Origin of the sequence: Sulfitobacter sp. 1A12157, from assembly GCF_043557345.1 — a bacterium.
Lineage (GTDB): Bacteria > Pseudomonadota > Alphaproteobacteria > Rhodobacterales > Rhodobacteraceae > Sulfitobacter.
This window is the reverse complement of the sequence record NZ_JBIFFV010000001.1, coordinates 710,313-729,580: the sequence shown is the minus strand read 5'-3', so window position 1 is coordinate 729,580 and position 19,268 is coordinate 710,313. Positions and strand designations below refer to the sequence as shown.

15 protein-coding genes are annotated in these 19,268 nt (G+C 65.2%); 2 read left to right on the top strand and 13 right to left on the bottom strand.

All coding sequences use genetic code 11. The annotated features are described in order from the left end of the window. Positions 1-77: 77 nt before the first annotated feature. The 7 genes from ACGYLC_RS03705 to ACGYLC_RS03675 all read right to left on the bottom strand — a co-directional run bounded on the left by ACGYLC_RS03705 (position 78) and on the right by ACGYLC_RS03675 (position 8,441). Complete coding sequence (locus ACGYLC_RS03705; protein ID WP_394421754.1) at positions 78-1,091, bottom strand: pyridoxal-phosphate dependent enzyme; 1,014 nt, start codon at positions 1,089-1,091, stop codon at positions 78-80. Then, positions 1,092-2,333: a DNA recombination protein RmuC gene (locus tag ACGYLC_RS03700; protein WP_394421752.1), complete on the bottom strand. Its 1,242-nt coding sequence runs from the start codon at positions 2,331-2,333 to the stop codon at positions 1,092-1,094. It abuts the gene before it with no gap. Beyond that, a complete protein-coding gene (mutL, locus tag ACGYLC_RS03695) occupies positions 2,333-4,228 on the bottom strand; it encodes a DNA mismatch repair endonuclease MutL (protein WP_394421751.1) in 1,896 nt (631 codons plus the stop codon). Before mutL ends, ACGYLC_RS03700 begins: the two co-directional genes overlap by 1 nt. A 297-nt stretch (positions 4,229-4,525) precedes the next feature. Then, on the bottom strand, positions 4,526-5,455 hold the full coding sequence (locus ACGYLC_RS03690; RefSeq protein WP_394398834.1) for a metal ABC transporter permease: 930 nt from the start codon (positions 5,453-5,455) through the stop codon (positions 4,526-4,528). Beyond that, positions 5,452-6,657 (bottom strand): metal ABC transporter permease, encoded by a 1,206-nt coding sequence (locus ACGYLC_RS03685; protein ID WP_394421750.1) that lies wholly within the window; start codon positions 6,655-6,657, stop codon positions 5,452-5,454. Before ACGYLC_RS03685 ends, ACGYLC_RS03690 begins: the two co-directional genes overlap by 4 nt. Beyond that, positions 6,654-7,448 carry a metal ABC transporter ATP-binding protein gene (locus ACGYLC_RS03680; RefSeq protein WP_394421749.1) on the bottom strand — a complete coding sequence of 265 codons (795 nt, stop codon included), beginning with the start codon at positions 7,446-7,448 and terminating at the stop codon, positions 6,654-6,656. The genes ACGYLC_RS03685 and ACGYLC_RS03680 overlap by 4 nt, the downstream gene beginning before the upstream one ends. Positions 7,449-7,451: 3 nt before the next feature. Then, positions 7,452-8,441, bottom strand: coding sequence for a metal ABC transporter solute-binding protein, Zn/Mn family (locus tag ACGYLC_RS03675; protein ID WP_394421748.1), 990 nt, complete (start codon positions 8,439-8,441; stop codon positions 7,452-7,454). A 176-nt stretch (positions 8,442-8,617) separates the two neighbouring features. On the opposite strand from ACGYLC_RS03675, the gene deoC reads away from it, so the two are divergent. Both deoC and ACGYLC_RS03665 read left to right on the top strand, forming a co-directional pair. Then, positions 8,618-9,631: a deoxyribose-phosphate aldolase gene (gene deoC / locus ACGYLC_RS03670; protein WP_394421746.1), complete on the top strand. Its 1,014-nt coding sequence runs from the start codon at positions 8,618-8,620 to the stop codon at positions 9,629-9,631. A 44-nt stretch (positions 9,632-9,675) separates the two neighbouring features. Beyond that, a complete protein-coding gene (locus ACGYLC_RS03665) occupies positions 9,676-12,021 on the top strand; it encodes an aldehyde dehydrogenase family protein (protein ID WP_394421745.1) in 2,346 nt (781 codons plus the stop codon). A 56-nt stretch (positions 12,022-12,077) separates the two neighbouring features. Here ACGYLC_RS03665 and ACGYLC_RS03660 read toward each other — a convergent pair whose 3' ends face one another. The 6 genes from ACGYLC_RS03660 to ACGYLC_RS03635 all read right to left on the bottom strand — a co-directional run bounded on the left by ACGYLC_RS03660 (position 12,078) and on the right by ACGYLC_RS03635 (position 19,228). Beyond that, on the bottom strand, positions 12,078-13,400 hold the full coding sequence (locus ACGYLC_RS03660) for a M16 family metallopeptidase (protein ID WP_394421743.1): 1,323 nt from the start codon (positions 13,398-13,400) through the stop codon (positions 12,078-12,080). Next, a complete protein-coding gene (locus tag ACGYLC_RS03655) occupies positions 13,397-14,743 on the bottom strand; it encodes a M16 family metallopeptidase (RefSeq protein WP_394421742.1) in 1,347 nt (448 codons plus the stop codon). Before ACGYLC_RS03655 ends, ACGYLC_RS03660 begins: the two co-directional genes overlap by 4 nt. 64 nt (positions 14,744-14,807) lie before the next feature. Then, the gene (locus ACGYLC_RS03650) at positions 14,808-15,320 is read right to left on the bottom strand and encodes a DUF3035 domain-containing protein (protein WP_394421741.1); all 513 of its coding nucleotides are present in this window, start codon (positions 15,318-15,320) and stop codon (positions 14,808-14,810) included. Positions 15,321-15,372: 52 nt separating this feature from the next. After that, entirely contained in the window at positions 15,373-15,861 is a 489-nt protein-coding gene (lspA, locus tag ACGYLC_RS03645) for a signal peptidase II (RefSeq protein WP_394421740.1), read from the bottom strand. Positions 15,862-15,876: 15 nt separating this feature from the next. Continuing rightward, positions 15,877-17,463, bottom strand: coding sequence for a bifunctional phosphoribosylaminoimidazolecarboxamide formyltransferase/IMP cyclohydrolase (gene purH, locus ACGYLC_RS03640; RefSeq protein ID WP_394421738.1), 1,587 nt, complete (start codon positions 17,461-17,463; stop codon positions 15,877-15,879). Positions 17,464-17,479: 16 nt separating this feature from the next. After that, complete coding sequence (locus ACGYLC_RS03635; RefSeq protein ID WP_394421737.1) at positions 17,480-19,228, bottom strand: heparinase II/III family protein; 1,749 nt, start codon at positions 19,226-19,228, stop codon at positions 17,480-17,482. Positions 19,229-19,268: the final 40 nt, after the last annotated feature.

The following is a 19,268-nucleotide window of genomic DNA, read 5'->3' as shown; positions in this document are numbered from 1 at the left end:
AAGTTGCAGCGCCCGATAGATTTTCTTGGAAGACTTCACGCAGCATCGCGACCGCGTGAACAGCCCTTTGGGGGGCACTAGGACAGCAGGCTATCAAGCGCCGCTTGCCCGCGGCTGAGCTGGCCCAGATAACTGTCGGTGTCGATATTGGCCCCGCAAACGATCACCCCGACACGCCGCCCGGCCAATTGGCTGCGCAGAGGGCCGAGCGCGCCGGCCATCGCGGCCCCGGCGGCAGGTTCCACCGCCAGTTTCGCCGCCTGTTGCAGCACCACCATTCCGGCGCAGATGGCATCGTCGCTGACCGTCACCACATCGTCGACATAGACCGCGCAAAGCGCATGGCCGAAGGGCAGCGCCATCGGCGGGGCAAGGCTGTCGGCGATTGTGTTGACCTCAGGGATGGTGACCGGCGCGCCAGAGGCGAGGCTTTGCGACATGCTGTCAGCGCCCTCGGGCTCTACGCCATAGACCCGGCAGGCGGGGTTGATCGCCTTGACCGCGGCGGCGACACCGCTGATCAGCCCGCCACCGCCGACCGAGACGACGACCGCGTCCAACTCCGCCACCTGCGCCATCAACTCCAGCCCCACCCCGGCGGTGCCGAGCGAGGTGTGCAGCCCCTCGAAAGGATGGATGAAGAACCGCCCCTCTTCGCGCACCAACCGCTCGGCCTCGGCAAAGGTTTCTTGCCCGGCGGGTTTCAGGATGACCTCGGCCCCGGTGGCACGGGCAAGAGCGACGCGAAAGGGATTGGCGTTGTCCTGCATCACCACCTTGGCGCTGATGCCGAGCTTGCCCGCGGCCCAGCCTGCGGCAATGGCGTGGTTGCCCGCACTGGCCGCGGTGATGCCACGCCCGCGACTATCATCGTCAAGCTGTCGCGCCACCGACAGCGCGCCGCGGGCCTTGAAGGTGCCGGTATGCTGGAAACACTCCAGCTTGAGCGTAACCCGCGCGCCGCCCAGCACCTCGTCGATCATGGGAGAAGACAGCGTCACCACCGGCGTTTGCAAAATATCGCTGCGCAACGCGGCGGCCCGCGTCTGCATTGCCTCCAGCGTCATCCCGGTAATGTCCACGTCGTTCATTCAGCCGTTCCCTTCGGGTGTCCTCAGGGGAACAATAGCCTCGGTTTTGGCTTCTGCCAGTTCTTCGAAGTCGAAATTATGCAAGCGCCCCGCGCGTTTGGCGGCTTTTTCGCTGCTGACTTTGATCTCTTCCACATCGCGCCGCGCTTGGCTGAAATGCCGGTCGAGGTTGCCCACCCGGGTCGCCAGACGTTCGACATCCTTGTTCAGGTTGCCCAACTCCTTGCGGATCGCGCCTGCCTGTTCACGCATCCGCGCGTCCTTCAGGATCGCGCGCATGGTGTTGAGCGTGGCCATGCAGGTGGTCGGGCTGACGATCCAGACGCGTTTCTCGAAACCTTCGCGGACGAGTTCGGAGAAATTCGCGTGCAATTCGGCATAGACCGCCTCGGAGGGCAGGAACATCAAGGCGCCTTCCGCCGTCTCCCCCTCCAGAATGTATTTGTCGGCGATGGCGTTGAGATGCACCCGCACGGCGACCTTCATCTGCTGCGCGGCGGCGCGGGTCTCGGCTTCGGTCTTGGCGCGGCGCAGGGCCTCATAGGCCTCCAGCGGGAATTTACTGTCGATCACGATCGGCCCCGGCGGATTGGGCAGATGGATCAGGCAATCGGGCCGCTTGCCGTTGCTGAGCGTGGCTTGCAGCGAATAGCTGTCCGAGGGCAGCGCCTTCGACACGATATCGCGCAGCTGAATTTCACCGAAAGAGCCGCGCGTCTGCTTGTTGCTCAGGATATCTTGCAGCGACAGCACGTCGCCCGAAAGTTTGGTGATATTGTCCTGCGCCTTGTCGATAGAGGCGAGCCGTTCCTGCAACTGCGCAAGGCTTGTGGTGGTGCGTTTGGACGAGCCGTGCAGCGTCTCGGTCATGCGCTGCTGCATCTCGGCCAGTGAGCGCGCCGAGCGGGCGGCGTTGTCGGCCAGACGGTCCTGCATCTGCTGTTGCACATAGGCCAGCCGCGCTTCCATCGTCTGCATCATCTGCGCTTGGGTATTGCTTTGCGTGTCCGAGACCATTTGCAGCCCCCCGCGCAACTGCTCCTGCCCCTGTCCCAACTGCTGCACATGCCCGCCAAGCACCCGCATCTGCTGCGCCAGAGGGGCGGCCACACGGGCCGAACGGCCCGCGGCGCGGACCGCCATGATCAGCAGGATGACAATGAGCAAGAGCAGCCCGCCCCCGGCAAGGGCGGCCAGCGTGACAGGGTCGGAGAGGGTCAGGGTCGTACCGTCAAACGCCATCAAGTGCGCCCGAACAGCCGTTCGATATCGGCAAGTTTAAGCTCCACATAGGTGGGCCGCCCGTGGTTGCACTGGCCCGAGTGCGGCGTCGTCTCCATCTCGCGCAGAAGCGCGTTCATCTCTTCGGCGCGCATCCAGCGGCCCGAGCGGATCGAGCCATGGCACGCCACCCGGCTCAGGATCGCTTCGATCTTGGCCTGAACGATGCTGCTGCTGTCGCCCTCGGCCAATTCGTCGAGCACGTCGAGGATCAGCGCACGGGCGTTCACGGTGCCGAGGATCGCAGGCGTCTCGCGCACCGCGATGGCGCTGCCGCCGAAGGCTTCGATGCCAAGGCCGAGCTTGGCCAGTTCCTCGGCCAGTTCCAGCAGGCGCGCGCAGTCATTGGCGGACAGTTCGACGATTTCGGGGATCAACAGCGCTTGGGCCGCGACGCCGTTCTCGTTCATCTGCCGTTTGAGTTTCTCATAGACCAGCCGCTCATGCGCCGCGTGTTGATCGACGATGACCATGCCATTGGCGGTCTGGGCGATGATGTAATTCTCATGCACCTGCCCCCGCGCGGTGCCCAAGGGGTAATCGGGCGCGGGGGCGGCCTCTTCGGCTTCGGAGGCGGCGGCGGCGGCATGGCTCGGCGCGGGCATCTCGGGCAGCGGCGTGCCCTCAACCCGGCCCCAAACGCCTGCGGTCTCGGCAAAGCCGGGGGCCTGCGCCTGATAGGCAGCTTGCCGCGCGGCCGGGCTGGGCCGGTCCATGCCCGCGCGGTCCATCTGGTAGACCCGCGCGCCCTGCGGCTGGGGCTGCATTGCGCCCAAGGTCGCCTGCGCCACGGTGGTCGAGGCGCGGTGGCCCGCTTCGGCCAGCGCGTGGCGCAGGGCCGAGACGATCAGCCCGCGCGCCAGCCCCGGATCGCGAAAACGCACTTCGGATTTCGCCGGATGCACATTCACATCGACCAGCGTTGGCGGGCATTCCACGAAAAGCGCCGCCGCCGGGTGGCGGTCCCGGCTGAGGAAATCGAAATAGGCGCCGCGCAGCGCGCCTGTCAGCAGCTTGTCCCGCACCGGGCGGCCATTGACGAAGAGATACTGCGCCACGGCAGAGCCGCGCGAATAGGTCGGCAGGGCGGCAAAGCCGGTCAGATGCAGCCCCTCGCGCATGGCGTCGATGGGCAGGGCATTCTCGGCAAACTCCCGGCCCAGCACCTGCGCCAGACGGCCATGCAGCGCCTCGAAGAGATCGCCCTGCTCGGCCTCGGCGCGGAACACATCGCGGCCCTTGCCGTCGCCCGAGACATCGCGCAGCACGAAACGCACGAAAGGCTCGGCCATGGCCAGCCGCTTGATGACATCGCCGATCGCCTGCGCCTCGGCCCGGTCGGTGCGCAGGAACTTGAGCCGCGCGGGCGTGGCGAAGAACAGATCGCGCAGGGTGACGATGGTGCCGCCGTTCAACGCCGCCGGGCGCACCTCGCCCATGCGGCCCCCGTCGACGGTGATCTCGGCCCCGTCGAACCCAGCCGCGCGGCTGGTGATCGTCAGCCGCCCGACAGCACCGAGCGATGGCAGCGCCTCGCCGCGGAAGCCGAAGGTGTGGATATCCAGCAGGTCAGAGCCGTCGATTTTAGAGGTGGCATGACGCGACAGCGCCAGCGGCAAATCTTCGGGCGCGATGCCGCAGCCATCGTCCGTCACGCGGATCATCGTCTTGCCGCCGTCGGCATACTCCACGGTGATCCGCCGCGCGCCCGCGTCGATGGCGTTCTCAACCAATTCCTTGACCGCCGAGGCGGGGCGTTCAACCACCTCGCCCGCGGCGATGCGGTTGATCGCGGAATCGTCCAATTGACGGATGACGGGGCGATTTTCGCTTATATTGGGAGTCGGGCTAGGCATACCGCAAGACCTAGCATGGCGGCTTTTGATTCTGCCAGATGTGAATGCGTCTAGTGAGGGCTGGGTATCAGAGGTTCTGCGCAAAGTCAGCGGACCGCCGCCAAAGGTGGGGCGATCCGCTGCTGGGTCGGCTACTCGGCGCACTGGTGCTTTTGTTATTCCGGTCTTATCAGAGCGGCGGGCGACCCGGGTGGAGGTCGTCTCCGGCGGAGCTTGCCACCTGTATAGACGCAGGACGATTCGCAGGTCAAAGCAAAATCGAATCAGTTGCCGAGAAAACGAATCGCTGCGATTCGGTCAAACGTTGGGCGCGGCGGCGCCTCTATGGCGATGTGGCCCCATCAAGGCCGCTGCGCCCAGGATCAACCCGGAGACGGTCGCGATCATCCCCGCCGCCGAGACCGAATCCCGCAGCCCGATCCACAGCGGCCCGTATCCGGCGAGGACATAGCCTAAAATCGCCGCCACGGTGGCAAAACCCACCGACCATGCGATCTGATGCTCGAGCCGGTTGGTCATCATCCGCGCGGCGGCGGGCGGGCAGATGAACATGGCGATCACGATGATGCTGCCCACCGCGTCAAAGGCGGCCACGGCGGCAATGGCGGCGACGATCACCAGCCCAAGGCCCAAAGGGCCGGTCTTCATCCCGATGGTGCGGGCAAAGCCTTCGTCGAATGTGCTGATCTTGAGCGGGCGCCAGAACACCGCCGTGAAAAGCGCAACGAAAAGAAGCGTGACCGCCATGCGCGGCAGCTCCACCGGGATGGTCGCCAACGCCTCGGGGTCGAGCAGCGACGCCCAGCCGGTGGCATCCAGCCAGATCAGGCTTTCGAGGTTGCCATAAAGCGCATGTTCCACGTCGAGATGCACATTGCTGGTGTCGGATTGTTCCAGCAGCAGCACGCCGCCCGCGAACATCGCGGTAAAGACGACCCCCATGGCCGCCCCGGATTCGATCTTGCCCAAACGCCGCACGCCTTCGATGGCCAGCACGGCGGCCAGCGCCGCGCCCGCCGCGCCCAAGAGCATCGGCCAAGTGCTGACCACGCCGGTCAGCAGGAAGGCCACGACGATCCCCGGCAGCACCACATGGCTGATCGCATCGCCGATCAGCGCTTGGCGGCGCAGGACAAGGAAGTTCCCCGGCAAGGCACAGGCCACGGCCACGAAGATGCCCGTCAGCATCGGCACCAAAGACAGGGGGACGAATTCGGAACCGTTCATGCCATCACCCCGCCGCGCATGTCGATGCGGCTGTCGATTTCGCGGATTTGGTCGGCGGTCAACACCGTCTCGATAGGGGTCAGACCGTCATACTGCTGGGCTGCCGCCTCGTAAGCCGGATCGCGGCGGATCAGTTGCCAGCGGGTCTCGTCGCGCAGCGCCTTGGCGGCGCGGCCCCGGCCCGCCTTGGTAGCGACCCCATCGGGCAGGGCGTAGCCCTCGGCCCGTAACAGGCGCAGGGTGCGTTGTTCGTAGATCGGCTGCCCATGAGCCAAGGCCAAGAGCCCCTGCCGCAGATGGACCCGACGCTGATAGCGCCGGTGCCGCAGCAGCGCCGAGAGCGCGCCGCGCCGGGGCGCCAAGAGCAGCGACAGGGCAAAGAGCGCGAAACCCGCCAGCACGATGATCGGCCCCGTGGGAAGGTTCGGCGCCGCCGCCGACAGCGCGGCACCGACATAGGCGGCAATCCCGCCCATCAGGCCCGAGATCAACACCACGTGGTCGGTCCGCTCGCTCCAGAACCTTGCGGTCACCGGCGGGATGATCAAAAGCGCCACGATCAGGATGAGACCGACGATCTTAAGCCCCACGACCGTGACCGCCAGCACCAGCCCCATCATCGCGAGATCGGTGCGCGGCACGTTCTGGCCGATGGCGGTGCCGTATTCGGGATCGAAGGAGGCCAGCGTCAGCGGGCGGCGCAGCAGCAGCACCAGTGCCAGCGTCAACGCCGCGGCAGCGGCGATGATCAGCGCATCGTTGCGCAGCATCCCGGCGGTGGAGCCTAGAAGGAAATCCTCCAGCCCCGCCTGCTGCCCGGCGCTCATGGTCTGGATCACCGTAAGCAGCACGATGCCAAGGCCAAAGAAGACCGACAGGACCGAGCCGATCGCCGCATCCTCGGCCAGCCGGGTGCGGTTGCTGAGCCATGAGACCAAGAGCAGCCCCGCCGCCGCCGAGAGTGCGGCCCCCAGCAGCAGGCCAATCAGGTTGCGCCCATCACCGCCCAAAGCGACCATCACCATGAAGGCAAGCGCCACCCCGGGCAGTGTCGCATGCGAGATCGCATCGCTCACCAACGCCCGTTTGCGCAGGAAAAGGAAGGTGCCGCCAACGCCCGCCGCCATGCCCAAAAGCGTGGCCCCCAGCGTCACCAGGGTGGCGTTATAGCCCAGTTGCAGTGTCAGCGCGTCCCAGATCATGACAGTTGCAAGGCATCCATCTGCGCGCCTGCCAAACGCCCGCCATAGGCGTCTTGCAGGTTGTTGGACTTGAAGACCTCCGCGACGCTGCCCTCGGCCACGCGGTGGGTGTTGATCAGGAAGACATTGTCGAAATACTCAGGCACCGTTGACAGATCATGGTGCACGGCGACGACCGTCTTGCCCGCATCCCGCAGGGATTTCAGCACCGCGATGATCGCCTTTTCCGTCGCCGCATCGACCCCGGCAAAGGGTTCGTCGAGCAGGTAAAGGTCTGCATCCTGCGCCAAGGCCCGCGCAAGGAACACCCGCTGCTGCTGGCCGCCCGAGAGTTGGCCGATCTGGCGGGTGGCGAAATCCTGCATCCCGACGCGGGCCAGACAATCGGTGGCGCGGGCGCGGTGCACGGGGCGGATGCGGCCCAGAAGGCCCAGTTGCGGGTAAAGCCCCATCAGCACCACGTCGATCACGCGGGTTGGGAAGTCCCAATCCACGCTCGCGCGCTGCGGCACATAGGCGATGCGGTGGCGCTGCTCGGCCACGGGTTTGCCATAGACGGTGGCGGTGCCCGCCAGCGGGGTCAGGATGCCCAACGCGGCCTTGAGCAGCGTCGATTTCCCCGCCCCGTTCGGGCCGATGATCGCGGTCATCTTGCCCGGCTCGACGGTCATATCCACCGAAAAGACCGCAGGCTTCTGGCCGTAAGAAACGGTCATCCCACGCAGGGCGAGCGGGCTGTCGGTGCGAGCGGTCGGCGTGGTCTCGCGCGTGCTGGCGAGTTCGAGTGTCATGGATCAGCTTCCTTGCGCCAGCTTGCCGGTCATCCCGCCCGCGTCCACCGGCGCGCCAAGCGCGCGGGCAATGGTCGTGACGTTGTGATCGATCATACCGATATAAGTGCCCTCATAGCTGCCCGGTTCCCCCATGGCGTCACTATAGAGCGACCCGCCGATCACGACCTCATGACCGCGCGCTGCCGCGCCTTCGACCAGTGCACGCATGTTACGGTCAGACACCGAGGTTTCGACGAAAACCGCGCCAATCTCGCGTTCGACCAGCTCATCGACCAGCGAAGAGATGCGATTGAGCCCCGCCTCGCTGATGGTCGAGATGCCTTGAATGCCGATCACCTCGAAGCCAAAGGCGCGTCCGAAGTAGCCAAAAGCATCATGGGCCGTGACCAGAACGCGCTGGCCCTCAGGCACCTGCGCCACGGTCTCGGCGGCATAGGCGGCAAGCTGATCCAGTTCCGCGCGGTAAGTCTTAGCATTCGCGGCAAAGGTCTCGGCCCCCGAGGGATGCGCTTCGCTCAGCGCGCGGGTCACCTCATTCACCACGGCGATCCATGTGTTGGGGTCCATCCAGACATGCGGGTCATAGCGGCCCTCGTAATCCGGGTGGCTGAGCAAACCGTCCTTGGGCAGCGCATCGGCCACGGCGATCACGGCGCGTTTGCGGCCCAGATCTTCAAAGAACCGCTCCATCTGCGCCTCAAGATAGAGGCCATGCCAGAGCACCAGATCGGCCCGCGTCAGCGCCACGATGTCGCTGCGGGTCTGGCGGTAGCTGTGCGGATCGACCCCCGACCCCATGAGCGAGCGGACCTCGACCAGATCGCCACCGATACGCCGGGCGGCGTCAGCGATCATGCCGGTGGTCGCGACGACATTGAGCTTCTCCGCCGCGAAGGCGGCGGGCGCGGCCCCGAGCAGGGCAAAAGCGCTCAGGCTGCCGATCAAAGCGGTACGGCGGGACGGGCGAAAGGGATCAGATGCATGTGTCATGGGGTATTAGTGAGAACGATTCTCAATTAAGTCAACAGTTGAGAATGGTTCTCATTAACAATTTCCGCATTTCGCCTGTTTTTCAGGCATTCGACCGGTGACGCGGGGTTAGCGTCGCTTGCTTTGGCCCCTGCCTCATGCCATTTTGCGCGCCTGACCAAACCGGAGAGACCCCGATGGCCACCCAGACGACCCCGCAGCACCGTGAGACAGAGACCGACGCGCCGGGCCATCTGCCCCAGGTCACCGAACCCCGCGTCGAACCGATGCCGCTTGATATGGATTGGCTGCGCTCGGTGCAGGCGAATACCTCGGCGATCGAGCGCCGCGCCGCCGCCCTGCCCGCCCGCCGTTCGCTGAAAAAGGACCACCAAGCCGCGTGGTTGCTGCGCGCGGTGACCTGTATCGATCTGACGACCCTCTCGGGCGACGATACCGCGCGCCGGGTCGAGCGGCTTTGCGCCAAGGCGCGGCAACCGATCGCGCCCGATCTGCTTGAGGCGCTTGGCATGGCACCGATCACCACCGGCGCGGTCTGCGTCTATCACGAGATGATCCCGGCCGCGCGGCGCGCGCTGGAGGGCACGAACATCCCCATCGCCGCCGTCTCAACCGGCTTCCCGGCGGGGCTGTCGCCCTTGGAACTGCGCATTCGCGAGATCGAAATGAGCGTCGAGGCCGGTGCGAGCGAGATCGACATCGTGATCTCGCGCCGTCATGTGCTTTCGGGCGACTGGCAGGCGCTTTACGATGAGATGCGCGCCTTCCGCGAGGCCTGCGGCGAGGCCCATGTGAAGGCGATCCTCGCCACCGGCGAATTGGGATCGCTGCGCAATGTGGCACGCGCGTCGCTGGTTTGCATGATGGCCGGGGCCGATTTCATCAAAACCTCGACCGGCAAGGAAAGCGTCAACGCCACCCTGCCCGTGAGCCTCGTCATGATCCGCGCGATCCGTGAGTATTACGCGCGCACTGGCGTGCGCGTGGGCTACAAACCCGCGGGCGGCATCTCGAAGGCCAAGGATGCGATCACCTATCTGGCGCTGATGAAGGAAGAGATGGGCGACCGTTGGTTGCAGCCCGACCTGTTCCGCTTTGGGGCATCCTCGCTCTTGGGCGATATCGAGCGGCAGTTGGAGCATCATGTGACCGGCAATTATTCGGCGGCTTACCGCCACGCGACCGCCTGAGCCCGTTGCAGGCTGCGGGAAGGTATTTGGAAAAGGATGAAGGCATGAGCGTGTCCGACATATTCGAAAGCATGGAATACGGGCCAGCCCCGGAATCGGCGGCAGATGCGCTGGCGTGGATCGTCGATCAGGGCGGGCGGTTTGGCCATTTCATTGATGGCGCCTTCACCGCGCCGGGGGCGGGTTTTGACAGCACGAACCCGGCGACGGGTGAGGTCTTGGCCAGTCTGACGCAGGCGTCGCAGGGCGATGTGGATGCCGCCGTGAAGGCAGCGCGCAAGGCGCAGCCTAAATGGGAGAAGCTGGGCGGCCATGGCCGGGCGCGGCATATCTATGCGTTGGCGCGGCTGTTGCAGAAACACGCGCGGTTGTTTGCGGTCTTGGAGGTCTTGGACAACGGCAAGCCCATTCGTGAGGCGCGCGATATCGACGTGCCCTTGGCGCAGCGGCATTTCTATTATCACGCGGGCATGGCGCAGTTGATGGAGAGCGAACTGCCCGATGCGCAGGCGCTTGGGGTTTGCGGGCAGATCATCCCGTGGAACTTCCCCCTGCTGATGCTGGCGTGGAAGATCGCGCCCGCGCTGGCGATGGGCAATACCGTGGTGTTGAAGCCTGCGGAATACACCTCGCTCACCGCGCTTTTGTTTGCCGATATCTGCCGTCAGGCGGGCCTGCCCAAGGGTGTGGTCAATATCGTGACGGGCGATGGCAGCGTGGGCGAGATGATCGTTGGCCATGAGGATATCGACAAGATCGCCTTTACCGGCTCCACCGCCGTTGGCCGCCGCATTCGCGAGGCGACGGCGGGGTCCGGCAAGGCGCTGACCTTGGAGTTGGGTGGCAAATCGCCCTACATCGTTTTCGACGATGCCGATCTGGACAGCGCTGTCGAAGGGTTGGTCGATGCGATCTGGTTCAATCAGGGTCAGGTCTGCTGTGCCGGGTCGCGCTTGCTGGTGCATGAGCCGGTCGCGGATCGGTTCTATGCCAAGCTGCGTGCGCGGATGGAGAAGCTGCGTGTCGGCGATCCCTTGGACAAGAGCATCGACGTGGGCGCGCTGGTCGACCCGGTGCAATACCAGCGGGTGAGCGAGATGGTCGAGGCCAATACCGCCGGCGAGCGTTTCGTGACGCCGGGGGCGATGCCCGAGAATGGCTGTTTCTATCCGCCCACCTTGATCACCGGGCTGAACCCTGCGGACCGGTTGATGCAGGAAGAGATTTTTGGGCCTGTGCTGGTCTCGACCACATTCCGCACGCCCGGCGAGGCGGTGCAGCTGGCCAATAACACGCGTTACGGTCTGGCGGCGACGGTCTGGACCGAGAATGTGAACCTCGCCCTCGACATCGCGCCAAAGCTTGAGACAGGGATCGTCTGGGTCAACGGCACCAATATGATGGATGCCGCAGCCGGGTTCGGCGGCAAGCGCGAAAGCGGCTTTGGCCGCGAGGGCGGTTGGGAAGGTCTGGCGGGCTATACCAAGCCCAAAACGGCGGGCAAGCCTTTGAAGGAGATCGAAGCCTTCGCCGGTGAGGGTGCGCCGGAGGATGGGATCGACCGCACCGCGAAGCTTTATATCGGTGGCAAGCAGGCGCGGCCCGATGGCGGCTATTCCGCGCCGGTCTGGGGCAAGTCCGGTGGGCTGTTGGGGCATGTGAGCCTCGCCAATCGCAAGGACCTGCGCAATGCGGTTGAGGCGGCACATGCGGCGAAGGGTTGGTCGAAAACCACCGGCCATCTGCGGGCGCAGATCCTGTACTACATTGCCGAGAACCTTTCCGCACGCGGCGATGAATTCGCCGCACGTCTGGATGCGATGCAGGGTACGAAGACGGGCCGTCGGGAGGTCGATGCGGCCATTGACCGGCTTTTCACCTATGCCGCTTGGGCCGACAAATACGACGGTCAGGTGCACGGCGTGCCGATCCGCGGCGTGGCGCTGGCGATGAAGGAACCGGTGGGCGTGATCGGCGCGCTGTGCCCTGCCGAGGCGCCTTTGCTGGGGCTGATCTCTTGCATGGCGCCGGCCATCGCCATGGGCAACCGGGTGATCCTCTCGGCCTCCGACCCCTTCCCGCTGGCAGCGACGGATTTCGTTCAGGTGCTGGAGACATCGGACGTGCCCGCAGGCGTGGTGAACATCCTGACCGGGCCGCAGGCGGATCTGGCCGAGGCGATGGCGCGTCATATGGATGTGGATGCGGTTTGGTCCTTCGGCGCCGCGGCGCTGTCCGGCATTGTCGAGAAAGGGGCCGCGAGCAACATCAAACGCAGCTGGGTCAACCACGGGATGGCGCGGGATTGGTTTGGGGCCGAGGGTGCGGGGCGCGACTTTTTGCAGGCCGCGACCGAGGTCAAAAATATCTGGGTGCCCTACGGCGAGTAACGCCCACCGCCCGGCCTATGCAGAAGCGCCGCCCCCTGTCGGGAGCGGCGCTTCTTTCATTCCTGTGCCGTGTCTTTGGCCTCTAGCCCCTCGGGCTGACCGACGACGACGAAATGCAGGTTTTCCGGCTCCAACAGCTCGGCGGCGACACGTTTGACATCTTCGAGCGTAACCGCCTCGACCCTGTCGTTGCGGGTGGCGATATAGTCGGTCGGCAGGCCCAGCATCTGCATGCCGACGAGGATGTTGGCGATGGGCGTGTTGCCGTCAAAGCGCAGCGGATAGGCACCGGTGATATAGGTTTTCGCGGCATCCAATTCCTCTTGCGTGATGCCTTCGGCGGCGGCCTTGGCCCATTCGGCGCGGATCACCTCGATCGCCTCGGCGATGCGGTCATTGGCCGAACTGACGGAGCCGAGATAGGTCTCGGCCAGATCGCGCGGGGCGAGGTAGGAATAGACGCCATAGGTCAGGCCACGTTTCTCGCGCACCTCGGTCATCAGCCGGGATTCGAAACCGCCGCCGCCGAGGACGTGGTTCAGCACCGTCGCGGTGAACCAATCGGGATCGTCCTGCGCGAGGCCGGGCTGACCAAAAAGCGCGACGGACTGCGGCGTGGCGAAATCGACCACCGTGGTGCCGCTGGGGATATCGACCTCGGCCCGGGGCGGCATCGGCGCGCCTTCGGCGGGCAGCCCCCCCAACAGTTTGTCGAGCATCTGGCCCAATTCCTCGGGTGTGATGTCACCCACCGCGCCGACGATGATGCGATCCCGCGCCAGCACCGCGCGATGCGCGGTGCGCAGATCGTCACGGGTCAGGCCCGCGACGCTTTCCAACGTGCCATTCAGCGAACTGCCATAGGGGTGATCCCCAAAGGCGATCCGGTCAAAGGTCTGTTGAGCGATCTTATCGGGGTCTTTCTGGTTCGACTGGATGTTCGATATCACTTGGCCGCGCACCCGCTCGATAGCGTCTTCGTCGAAACGCGGTTCCAGCAGGGCCGCGCGCAGAAGGTCGATCGAGGGCGCGCGGTTCTCGGTCAGGAAACGCGCGGACACGGAAAGCGCATCGTCCGAGACGTCAAAGCTGAGGTTCGTAGCCAGCGCTTCGGTCGCGCGGCTGAAGGCGCGGGCGTCCATCTCGCCTGCCCCCTCTTCCAAGAGGCCGGTCATCAGGTTGATCGCGCCGCGTTTGCCGGGGGCATCGAGAGACGCGCCGCCCCGGAAACGGATTTCCAATGCCACGAAGGGGATCGAATGTTCCTCGACCAGCCAAGCGGTGATGCCGCCGGGGCTGGTCACCTCCTGAATATCGACCTCGGCACGGGCGGGGAGTGCGGCAATTACCGTTAGGATCAGGGCGTAGATCAGTCTCATTGCGCGTCCTCCTTCATCAGCCAACCGGTGACCGATGTGCGTTCGTCGAACAGGTCGCGGGCGGCCTGCATGATGTCCTCGGCGGTGACGGCCTGAAGCACATCGGGCCAGGCCTGCACGTCTTCGACCGTGAGGCCGATGGCGAGGGCCGAGCCATAACGATGCGCCACGCGGTCCGCGTCATCGCGGGCGTAGATTTGATCGGCGCGCAACTGCGCCTTAAGACGATCAAGGTGTTCCGGGTCGACACCGGCCTCCATGAATTGCGCAAGCGCTTCGTCCAGCGCCTCTTCGGCCTGTTGCAGGCTGACGCCGGGTACGGGCAGCACGACAAGGTCAAAGGTCGTGTCGTCCAGCGTGTCGGCCTTGTAGAAGGCGCCGGTGTAATTGGCGATCTGCGCGTCGAATTGCAGTTTCTCGGCAAGGTAGGACGTGGTGCCGCCGCCCAGCAATTCACTAAGCAGCAAAAGCGCCGCCGCTTCCTCCTGTTCGCCACTGTCGCGTTCCTGCGCAAGGTACGACCGCCGGACATAGGGCTGGGCCACGCGGGCGTCTTTGTAGATCAACCGGCGTTCGGCGATCTGGGGCGGCTCTTCGGTGCGCAGACGTTCCGGCAAGGCGGGGTTGGCGGGGATTTGGCCATAGGTGGCCTCGGCCAGTGCGCGCACTTCTTCCGGTGTCACATCGCCCGAGACCACGAGGATCGCGTTGTTGGGCGAGTAGTAGAGTTCGTAAAACGACAGGGCGTCTTCAAGGTCCAACCTCTCCATCTCATGTTTCCAGCCGATGATCGGCACGCCGTAGCGGTGGTTGAGATATTGCGCGGCGTTAAGTTGTTCGCTGAACAGCGCGGCGGGGTTGTTCTCGGTCCGCTGGTTGCGCTCTTCGAGGATCACATCGCGTTCGGTTTCGATGTTCTCAGGGGTCAGACGGATGTTCTTCATCCGGTCAGCCTCCATCTCCATCATCAGGCCAAGGCGGTCTGCCGCGACGCGCTGGTAATAGGCGGTGTAATCGTAGCTGGTAAAAGCGTTGTCACGTCCGCCGTTGGCGGCCACGGTGGCGGAAAATTCGCCCGCTTCCAGCTTGTCGGTGGCTTTGAACAGCAGGTGTTCGAGGAAATGCGCCACGCCGGAGGCGCCTTTGGGCTCATCCGCCGATCCTGCGCGGTACCAGACCATTTGCTGCACGACCGGGGCGCGATGGTCTTCGACTACCACGACCTCCATGCCGTTATCAAGGGTGAAATGGGTGACCGCTTCGTTCTCGGTCTGCCCCGCCTGCACGGCAGGGGCGGTGAAAAGCGTCGCCACCAGGGCCGCCATCATCGGCAGTCGGATCATTGCTTACCTCGAAATATATCGCCTGCCGCATTACCTACGCGGTCTGGCGCTACTTTCAAGAAGCCTAGCGAAAACGTGTGTCTTGTGGCGGGTAAGACGGCGTGCGCCCGCCTGCCCTGCGCCAGCGCTCCGCCTCGTTATGGGCGTCGAGGATTTGGTTCTTGTAGGCTTGGCCGTAGCGGTCGACGGGCACGATGCGGAACTGAGTAAACCGGCCCTTGCGCTTGCGGAATTTCGCGTCGGCCTCGGCCAAGCTTGCGCGGATGCCGGGCTGCACGCCCATCCGGCTCGCATGTTGGACCAGCGCTGCATCCCCCGCCGGAATGCCAGCAGAGGTATCCAAACGCCCGCCGAATGCCGCGACCCCTTCGGCCACCGCCGAGCGGTCGGTCAGGTTCGCCTGCCCCGGCGCAGGCGTGGGCAGGGTGTTCAGATCGTCGGGACGTTCCAGAGGCTTGACCGGTTGGATCAGGAACTCGTCCGGCCCGTCAGAAGTCGGCTGCAAATCGCGAAGGCCCTGATTGCTGCAGGCGGCGAGGGCCAGCGGGATCAAGCTGATGAGGGCAATGCGGCGCATGGTGTCTCCTTTCGGGGTCTGCTTGTTCAATATCGCAGGCAAGCGGGCAATGTCACTGACCTTTTTTGCCCCGGCGTTTGGGCGCGTTTTTCGGCTCTCCGGTAAAGAGGATCAGCCCCAAGGCCCCGGCAAAGATAAAGACATCCGCCAAGTTATAGACGAAAGGGTTGTCGATGCCGCAGCAGGAGTTGTTCAGAAAATCCAGCACATAGCCGTAGATCAGCCGGTCTGCCACATTCGCCAGCGCCCCGCCGACCAGCAGGCCACCGCTGAGCTGCGCCCAACGCCCATGCGGGCTGCGCCAGAGCCATAGGGTGACGCCCGCGCAGATCGCCAGCGCCACCACGATCAGCACCCATTGGCTCATGTCGCCGCCGAGGCCAAAGTTAATGCCCCGGTTTTCCCCATAGCGGAAATTCAGCACCGGCGGCAGCACCTCGATGGAGCGGACACGCGCCAGTTCCATCATGTGAATGACCACATATTTGCTGATCTGGTCGATCAGAAAGGCCACGAAGGCCGCGATGCCGAATGTCCGCATGGGGCTTCCCTTCGCTTAATGCCGGAAGTGGCGCATGCCGGTGAAGACCATGGCAAGCCCCGCCTCATCCGCCGCCGCAATCACTTCGTCGTCCCGCATCGAACCGCCGGGCTGGATCAGCGCCGTGGCGCCGGCCTCTGCCGCGGTGATCAGACCGTCCGCGAAGGGGAAGAAGGCGTCGGAGGCCACGACCGAGCCCTGGGTCAGCGGGGCGTCGATCTCCATCACCTCGGCCATGTCTTGGGCCTTGCGCGCGGCGATGCGGGTGCTGTCCACGCGGCTCATCTGGCCCGCGCCGACGCCCACGGTGGCGCCGTCCTTGACGTAGATGATGGCGTTGGACTTGACGTGTTTCGCCACGGTCCAGGCAAAGAGCATGTCGTCGAGTTCCTGATCCGAGGGCTTGCGCTTGGTTACCACCTTCAGGTCATCGCGGGTGATGCGGCCCACGTCCTTGTCCTGCACCAGATAGCCGCCCGAGACCTGCCGTACGGCCAGCGCAGCAGCGGTGGGATCGGCGAGCCCTTCGGTGGTCAGCAGGCGCAGGTTCTTCTTGGCGGCGAAGATGCGTTTGGCATCCTCGTCCGCGCCGGGGGCGATGACGACTTCGGTGAAGATCGCGGCGATGGCCTCTGCCGTCGGCCCGTCCAGCGGCTGGTTCAGCGCGATGATGCCGCCAAAGGCCGAGGTGCGGTCACAATCGAAGGCGCGGGTGTAGGCCTCAAGCAGCGTCTCCCCGCGCGCCACGCCACAGGGGTTGGCGTGTTTGATGATGGCGCAAGCGGGGCCATCCTTGGGGTCGAACTCGCTGACCAGCGCAAAGGCCGCGTCGGTGTCGTTGATGTTGTTGTAGGACAGTTCCTTGCCCTGATGCTGCACCGCATTGGCCAGACCGGGCGCGGTGGAACCATCGGTGTAGAAGGCCGCCTTCTGGTGCGGGTTCTCGCCATAGCGCAGGGTTTGCGCGAGCGTGCCGCCGAAGGTGCGGCGGCGCGGGGTGCCTTCGACCTGCTCGGCCATCCATGTGCTGACGGCGGTGTCATAGGCGGCGGTGCGGGCATAGGCGGTCTGGGCCAGGCGCTGGCGCAGGGCGTAAGAGGTCTGGCCGTCGTTGGCCTCCAGCTCCGCGATGACCTCGGCGTAATCCTCGACATCCACCACCACGTTGACGAAACCGTGGTTCTTGGCCGCCGAGCGGATCATCGCCGGGCCGCCGATGTCGATGTTCTCGATCACCTCGGCGTATTCCGCGCCCTTGGCGACGGTCTCCTCGAAGGGGTAGAGGTTCACCACCACCAAGTCGATCGCGCCGATGTTGTGTTCGTTCATCGCGCAGACGTGTTCGTCATTGTCGCGCAGGGCCAGCAGACCGCCATGCACAACTGGGTGCAGCGTTTTCACGCGCCCGTCCATCATCTCGGGAAAGCCTGTCACATCGGCCACATCCAGAACTTCAAGCCCCGCGTCGCGCAGCGCTTTCGCGGTGCCGCCGGTGCTGAGCAACTCAACGCCCCGCGCCGCCAAAGCCTTGCCAAGGTCCAAAAGACCGGTCTTGTCGGATACGGAAAGCAGGGCGCGTTTGATGGGATAGAGGTCGGGCATGGGGCTGGTTCCTTGGTCAGTCTTCATCAGCATAGGGATCGTCGATCGACAAATCTCGCACGCCAATCGCAGTTTCCTGCGCTTTTGACAACGACCAGCGCACCCGTGTGGCATAGTTCATGGCATAGCCCGAGAGCACGATCTGCTGCGCGGCGCGCGGTTTCAAGCGGGTCGTCTCAAGGTAAACCCCCGGTTCCAAAGACAGATTATGCGTGCCGTCATGGCGAAACACCCAAATCTCCCCGCTTTTGAGCGCCATGGATATTGCAGCCCCGCCAAGGTCCAGCGTGGCATCCACATCCGGATGCAGGTGAAAACGGATGTCGAAAGGCACGCCCTTCGACTGGGCGGCGCTCAGCACTTTGTCAAAGCGCCGCTTCTCCGCCGCCTCTATCGCCAGCAGCATATCCTCCCCCGAAAGGCCGCGCCCGTTTGCGGTGAGGTCGAGCCGCCGCGCATGGGTCAGCCCGTGGCTGCGCAAATAGGCATCATGCGCGCCCTCGAAACGCAGCCCCTCCGCCGCCTCTCCAATCTCGACGGGCACATGGCGCGGGCCCGCGATCAGCGCCTCTGCCCCGCTATGGGGGTCGGGCTCTGCCAATCGCGCGCTGGAATGGCCGACGAGCGACAGGGCCGAATGCGACGGCGTAGCCCGCCCCGCCCGCCGCCATTCCAGCCCGAAAGACGCGCCGGAGCCGCAGTTCACCACCAAGGGCCGCCGCCCCGAGGTCAACTCAAACGCCAATGTCGAGGCATGGGCGTTGCCCGAGGCCGCGCCCCCCGGTGGAGCCGCCGCATCGACGATCACGCTGGTGCGGCCTGCCGACAGTCTTGCAAAGCCCATGGCCAGCCCATCGGGCTGCCGCGTCCTGACCTTAGCCGCCGCCAGCGCGTGGTCCAACCAGCCCTCCATGCCGCGCCCGCCGCCATGAAACCGCGCCAACGCCCCATCCGCATGGCGCAGGCTGCGCAGGGTCGGCGCGATGCGCTCGATCGCGGTGAGATGCGCCTTGGGCGTGCTGCGTCCCGCATCGCTCAAGGCGGCGGCGGCCCATGTCAGCAGGGTGAAGACGGCGAGCAGTTCCTCGGGGTTGCGCGTGGGCAGCCCCCCTTCGGCGTCGATCTGGCTGGCGCATTCCCGGGCGAGGGCTTGGACAGCCGGATCGGCCAATTCCGCCAGCCCCTCCAGCGACAGGCTGGCATAGATCAGCCCGGTCAGCGCCTCGAAACGCGGCAAGCCGGGGGCCGCCCCGCGCCAGCGTTTCGACAGGAACCGGGTCTGCCGTTCGAGGGATCGGTAGAAGGCATCGCTCTGCCCGGTCTCGGTCCCGCGCAGCAGGAAAAGCGCGTGGTTGATCCAACGGATCAACCGCCGCCCGGTTAGCGCCGGGGTCCAGCCCGGCCCCTGCCCGCGACCGAAACGGTCGATCCAGCCCCAAAGCCACGCCTGCGCCGCCCCCCGCGCCCGCGCATCGCCCACGGCGGCGAGGTCATCGAGCCACGCAAAACCGTGCAGCTCTGCGGCAAAGGCGGGGTCAGGCGGGGTCAGATCCCACATGGCGGTTTGCGGCGCGGTCAGCAGGCTGCCGGCAAATAGGTAATTGCCCGCCATCAACTGCCGCCCCCGCGCGAATGAACCGATGGTGCGCGGCTCGGGCGAAGAGGTGAACGCGACGACCCGCCCCCGGCCCCGGGTCGCACGCCAAGCGTGGAAGCGGTTCAGAAACCGCGCCCTGCGGGCCATGACGCTGGAAAGATTAATCATATCAAGCTGCCCCTGACGCTCTGCTGGCGTTTGGCGGCAG

What these genes read in the sequence shown, in the direction of transcription:
- ACGYLC_RS03705 (WP_394421754.1), bottom strand. Translation starts at nt 1,091, where the DNA reads ATGAACGACGTGGACATTACCGGGATGACGCTGGAGGCAATGCAGACG.
- ACGYLC_RS03650 (WP_394421741.1), bottom strand. Translation starts at nt 15,320, where the DNA reads ATGCGCCGCATTGCCCTCATCAGCTTGATCCCGCTGGCCCTCGCCGCC.
- ACGYLC_RS03685 (WP_394421750.1), bottom strand. Translation starts at nt 6,657, where the DNA reads ATGATCTGGGACGCGCTGACACTGCAACTGGGCTATAACGCCACCCTG.
- deoC (WP_394421746.1), top strand. Translation starts at nt 8,618, where the DNA reads ATGGCCACCCAGACGACCCCGCAGCACCGTGAGACAGAGACCGACGCG.
- mutL (WP_394421751.1), bottom strand. Translation starts at nt 4,228, where the DNA reads ATGCCTAGCCCGACTCCCAATATAAGCGAAAATCGCCCCGTCATCCGT.
- ACGYLC_RS03675 (WP_394421748.1), bottom strand. Translation starts at nt 8,441, where the DNA reads ATGACACATGCATCTGATCCCTTTCGCCCGTCCCGCCGTACCGCTTTG.
- ACGYLC_RS03655 (WP_394421742.1), bottom strand. Translation starts at nt 14,743, where the DNA reads ATGATCCGACTGCCGATGATGGCGGCCCTGGTGGCGACGCTTTTCACC.
- lspA (WP_394421740.1), bottom strand. Translation starts at nt 15,861, where the DNA reads ATGCGGACATTCGGCATCGCGGCCTTCGTGGCCTTTCTGATCGACCAG.
- ACGYLC_RS03660 (WP_394421743.1), bottom strand. Translation starts at nt 13,400, where the DNA reads ATGAGACTGATCTACGCCCTGATCCTAACGGTAATTGCCGCACTCCCC.
- ACGYLC_RS03680 (WP_394421749.1), bottom strand. Translation starts at nt 7,448, where the DNA reads ATGACACTCGAACTCGCCAGCACGCGCGAGACCACGCCGACCGCTCGC.
- ACGYLC_RS03665 (WP_394421745.1), top strand. Translation starts at nt 9,676, where the DNA reads ATGAGCGTGTCCGACATATTCGAAAGCATGGAATACGGGCCAGCCCCG.
- ACGYLC_RS03700 (WP_394421752.1), bottom strand. Translation starts at nt 2,333, where the DNA reads ATGGCGTTTGACGGTACGACCCTGACCCTCTCCGACCCTGTCACGCTG.
- purH (WP_394421738.1), bottom strand. Translation starts at nt 17,463, where the DNA reads ATGCCCGACCTCTATCCCATCAAACGCGCCCTGCTTTCCGTATCCGAC.
- ACGYLC_RS03690 (WP_394398834.1), bottom strand. Translation starts at nt 5,455, where the DNA reads ATGAACGGTTCCGAATTCGTCCCCCTGTCTTTGGTGCCGATGCTGACG.
- ACGYLC_RS03635 (WP_394421737.1), bottom strand. Translation starts at nt 19,228, where the DNA reads ATGATTAATCTTTCCAGCGTCATGGCCCGCAGGGCGCGGTTTCTGAAC.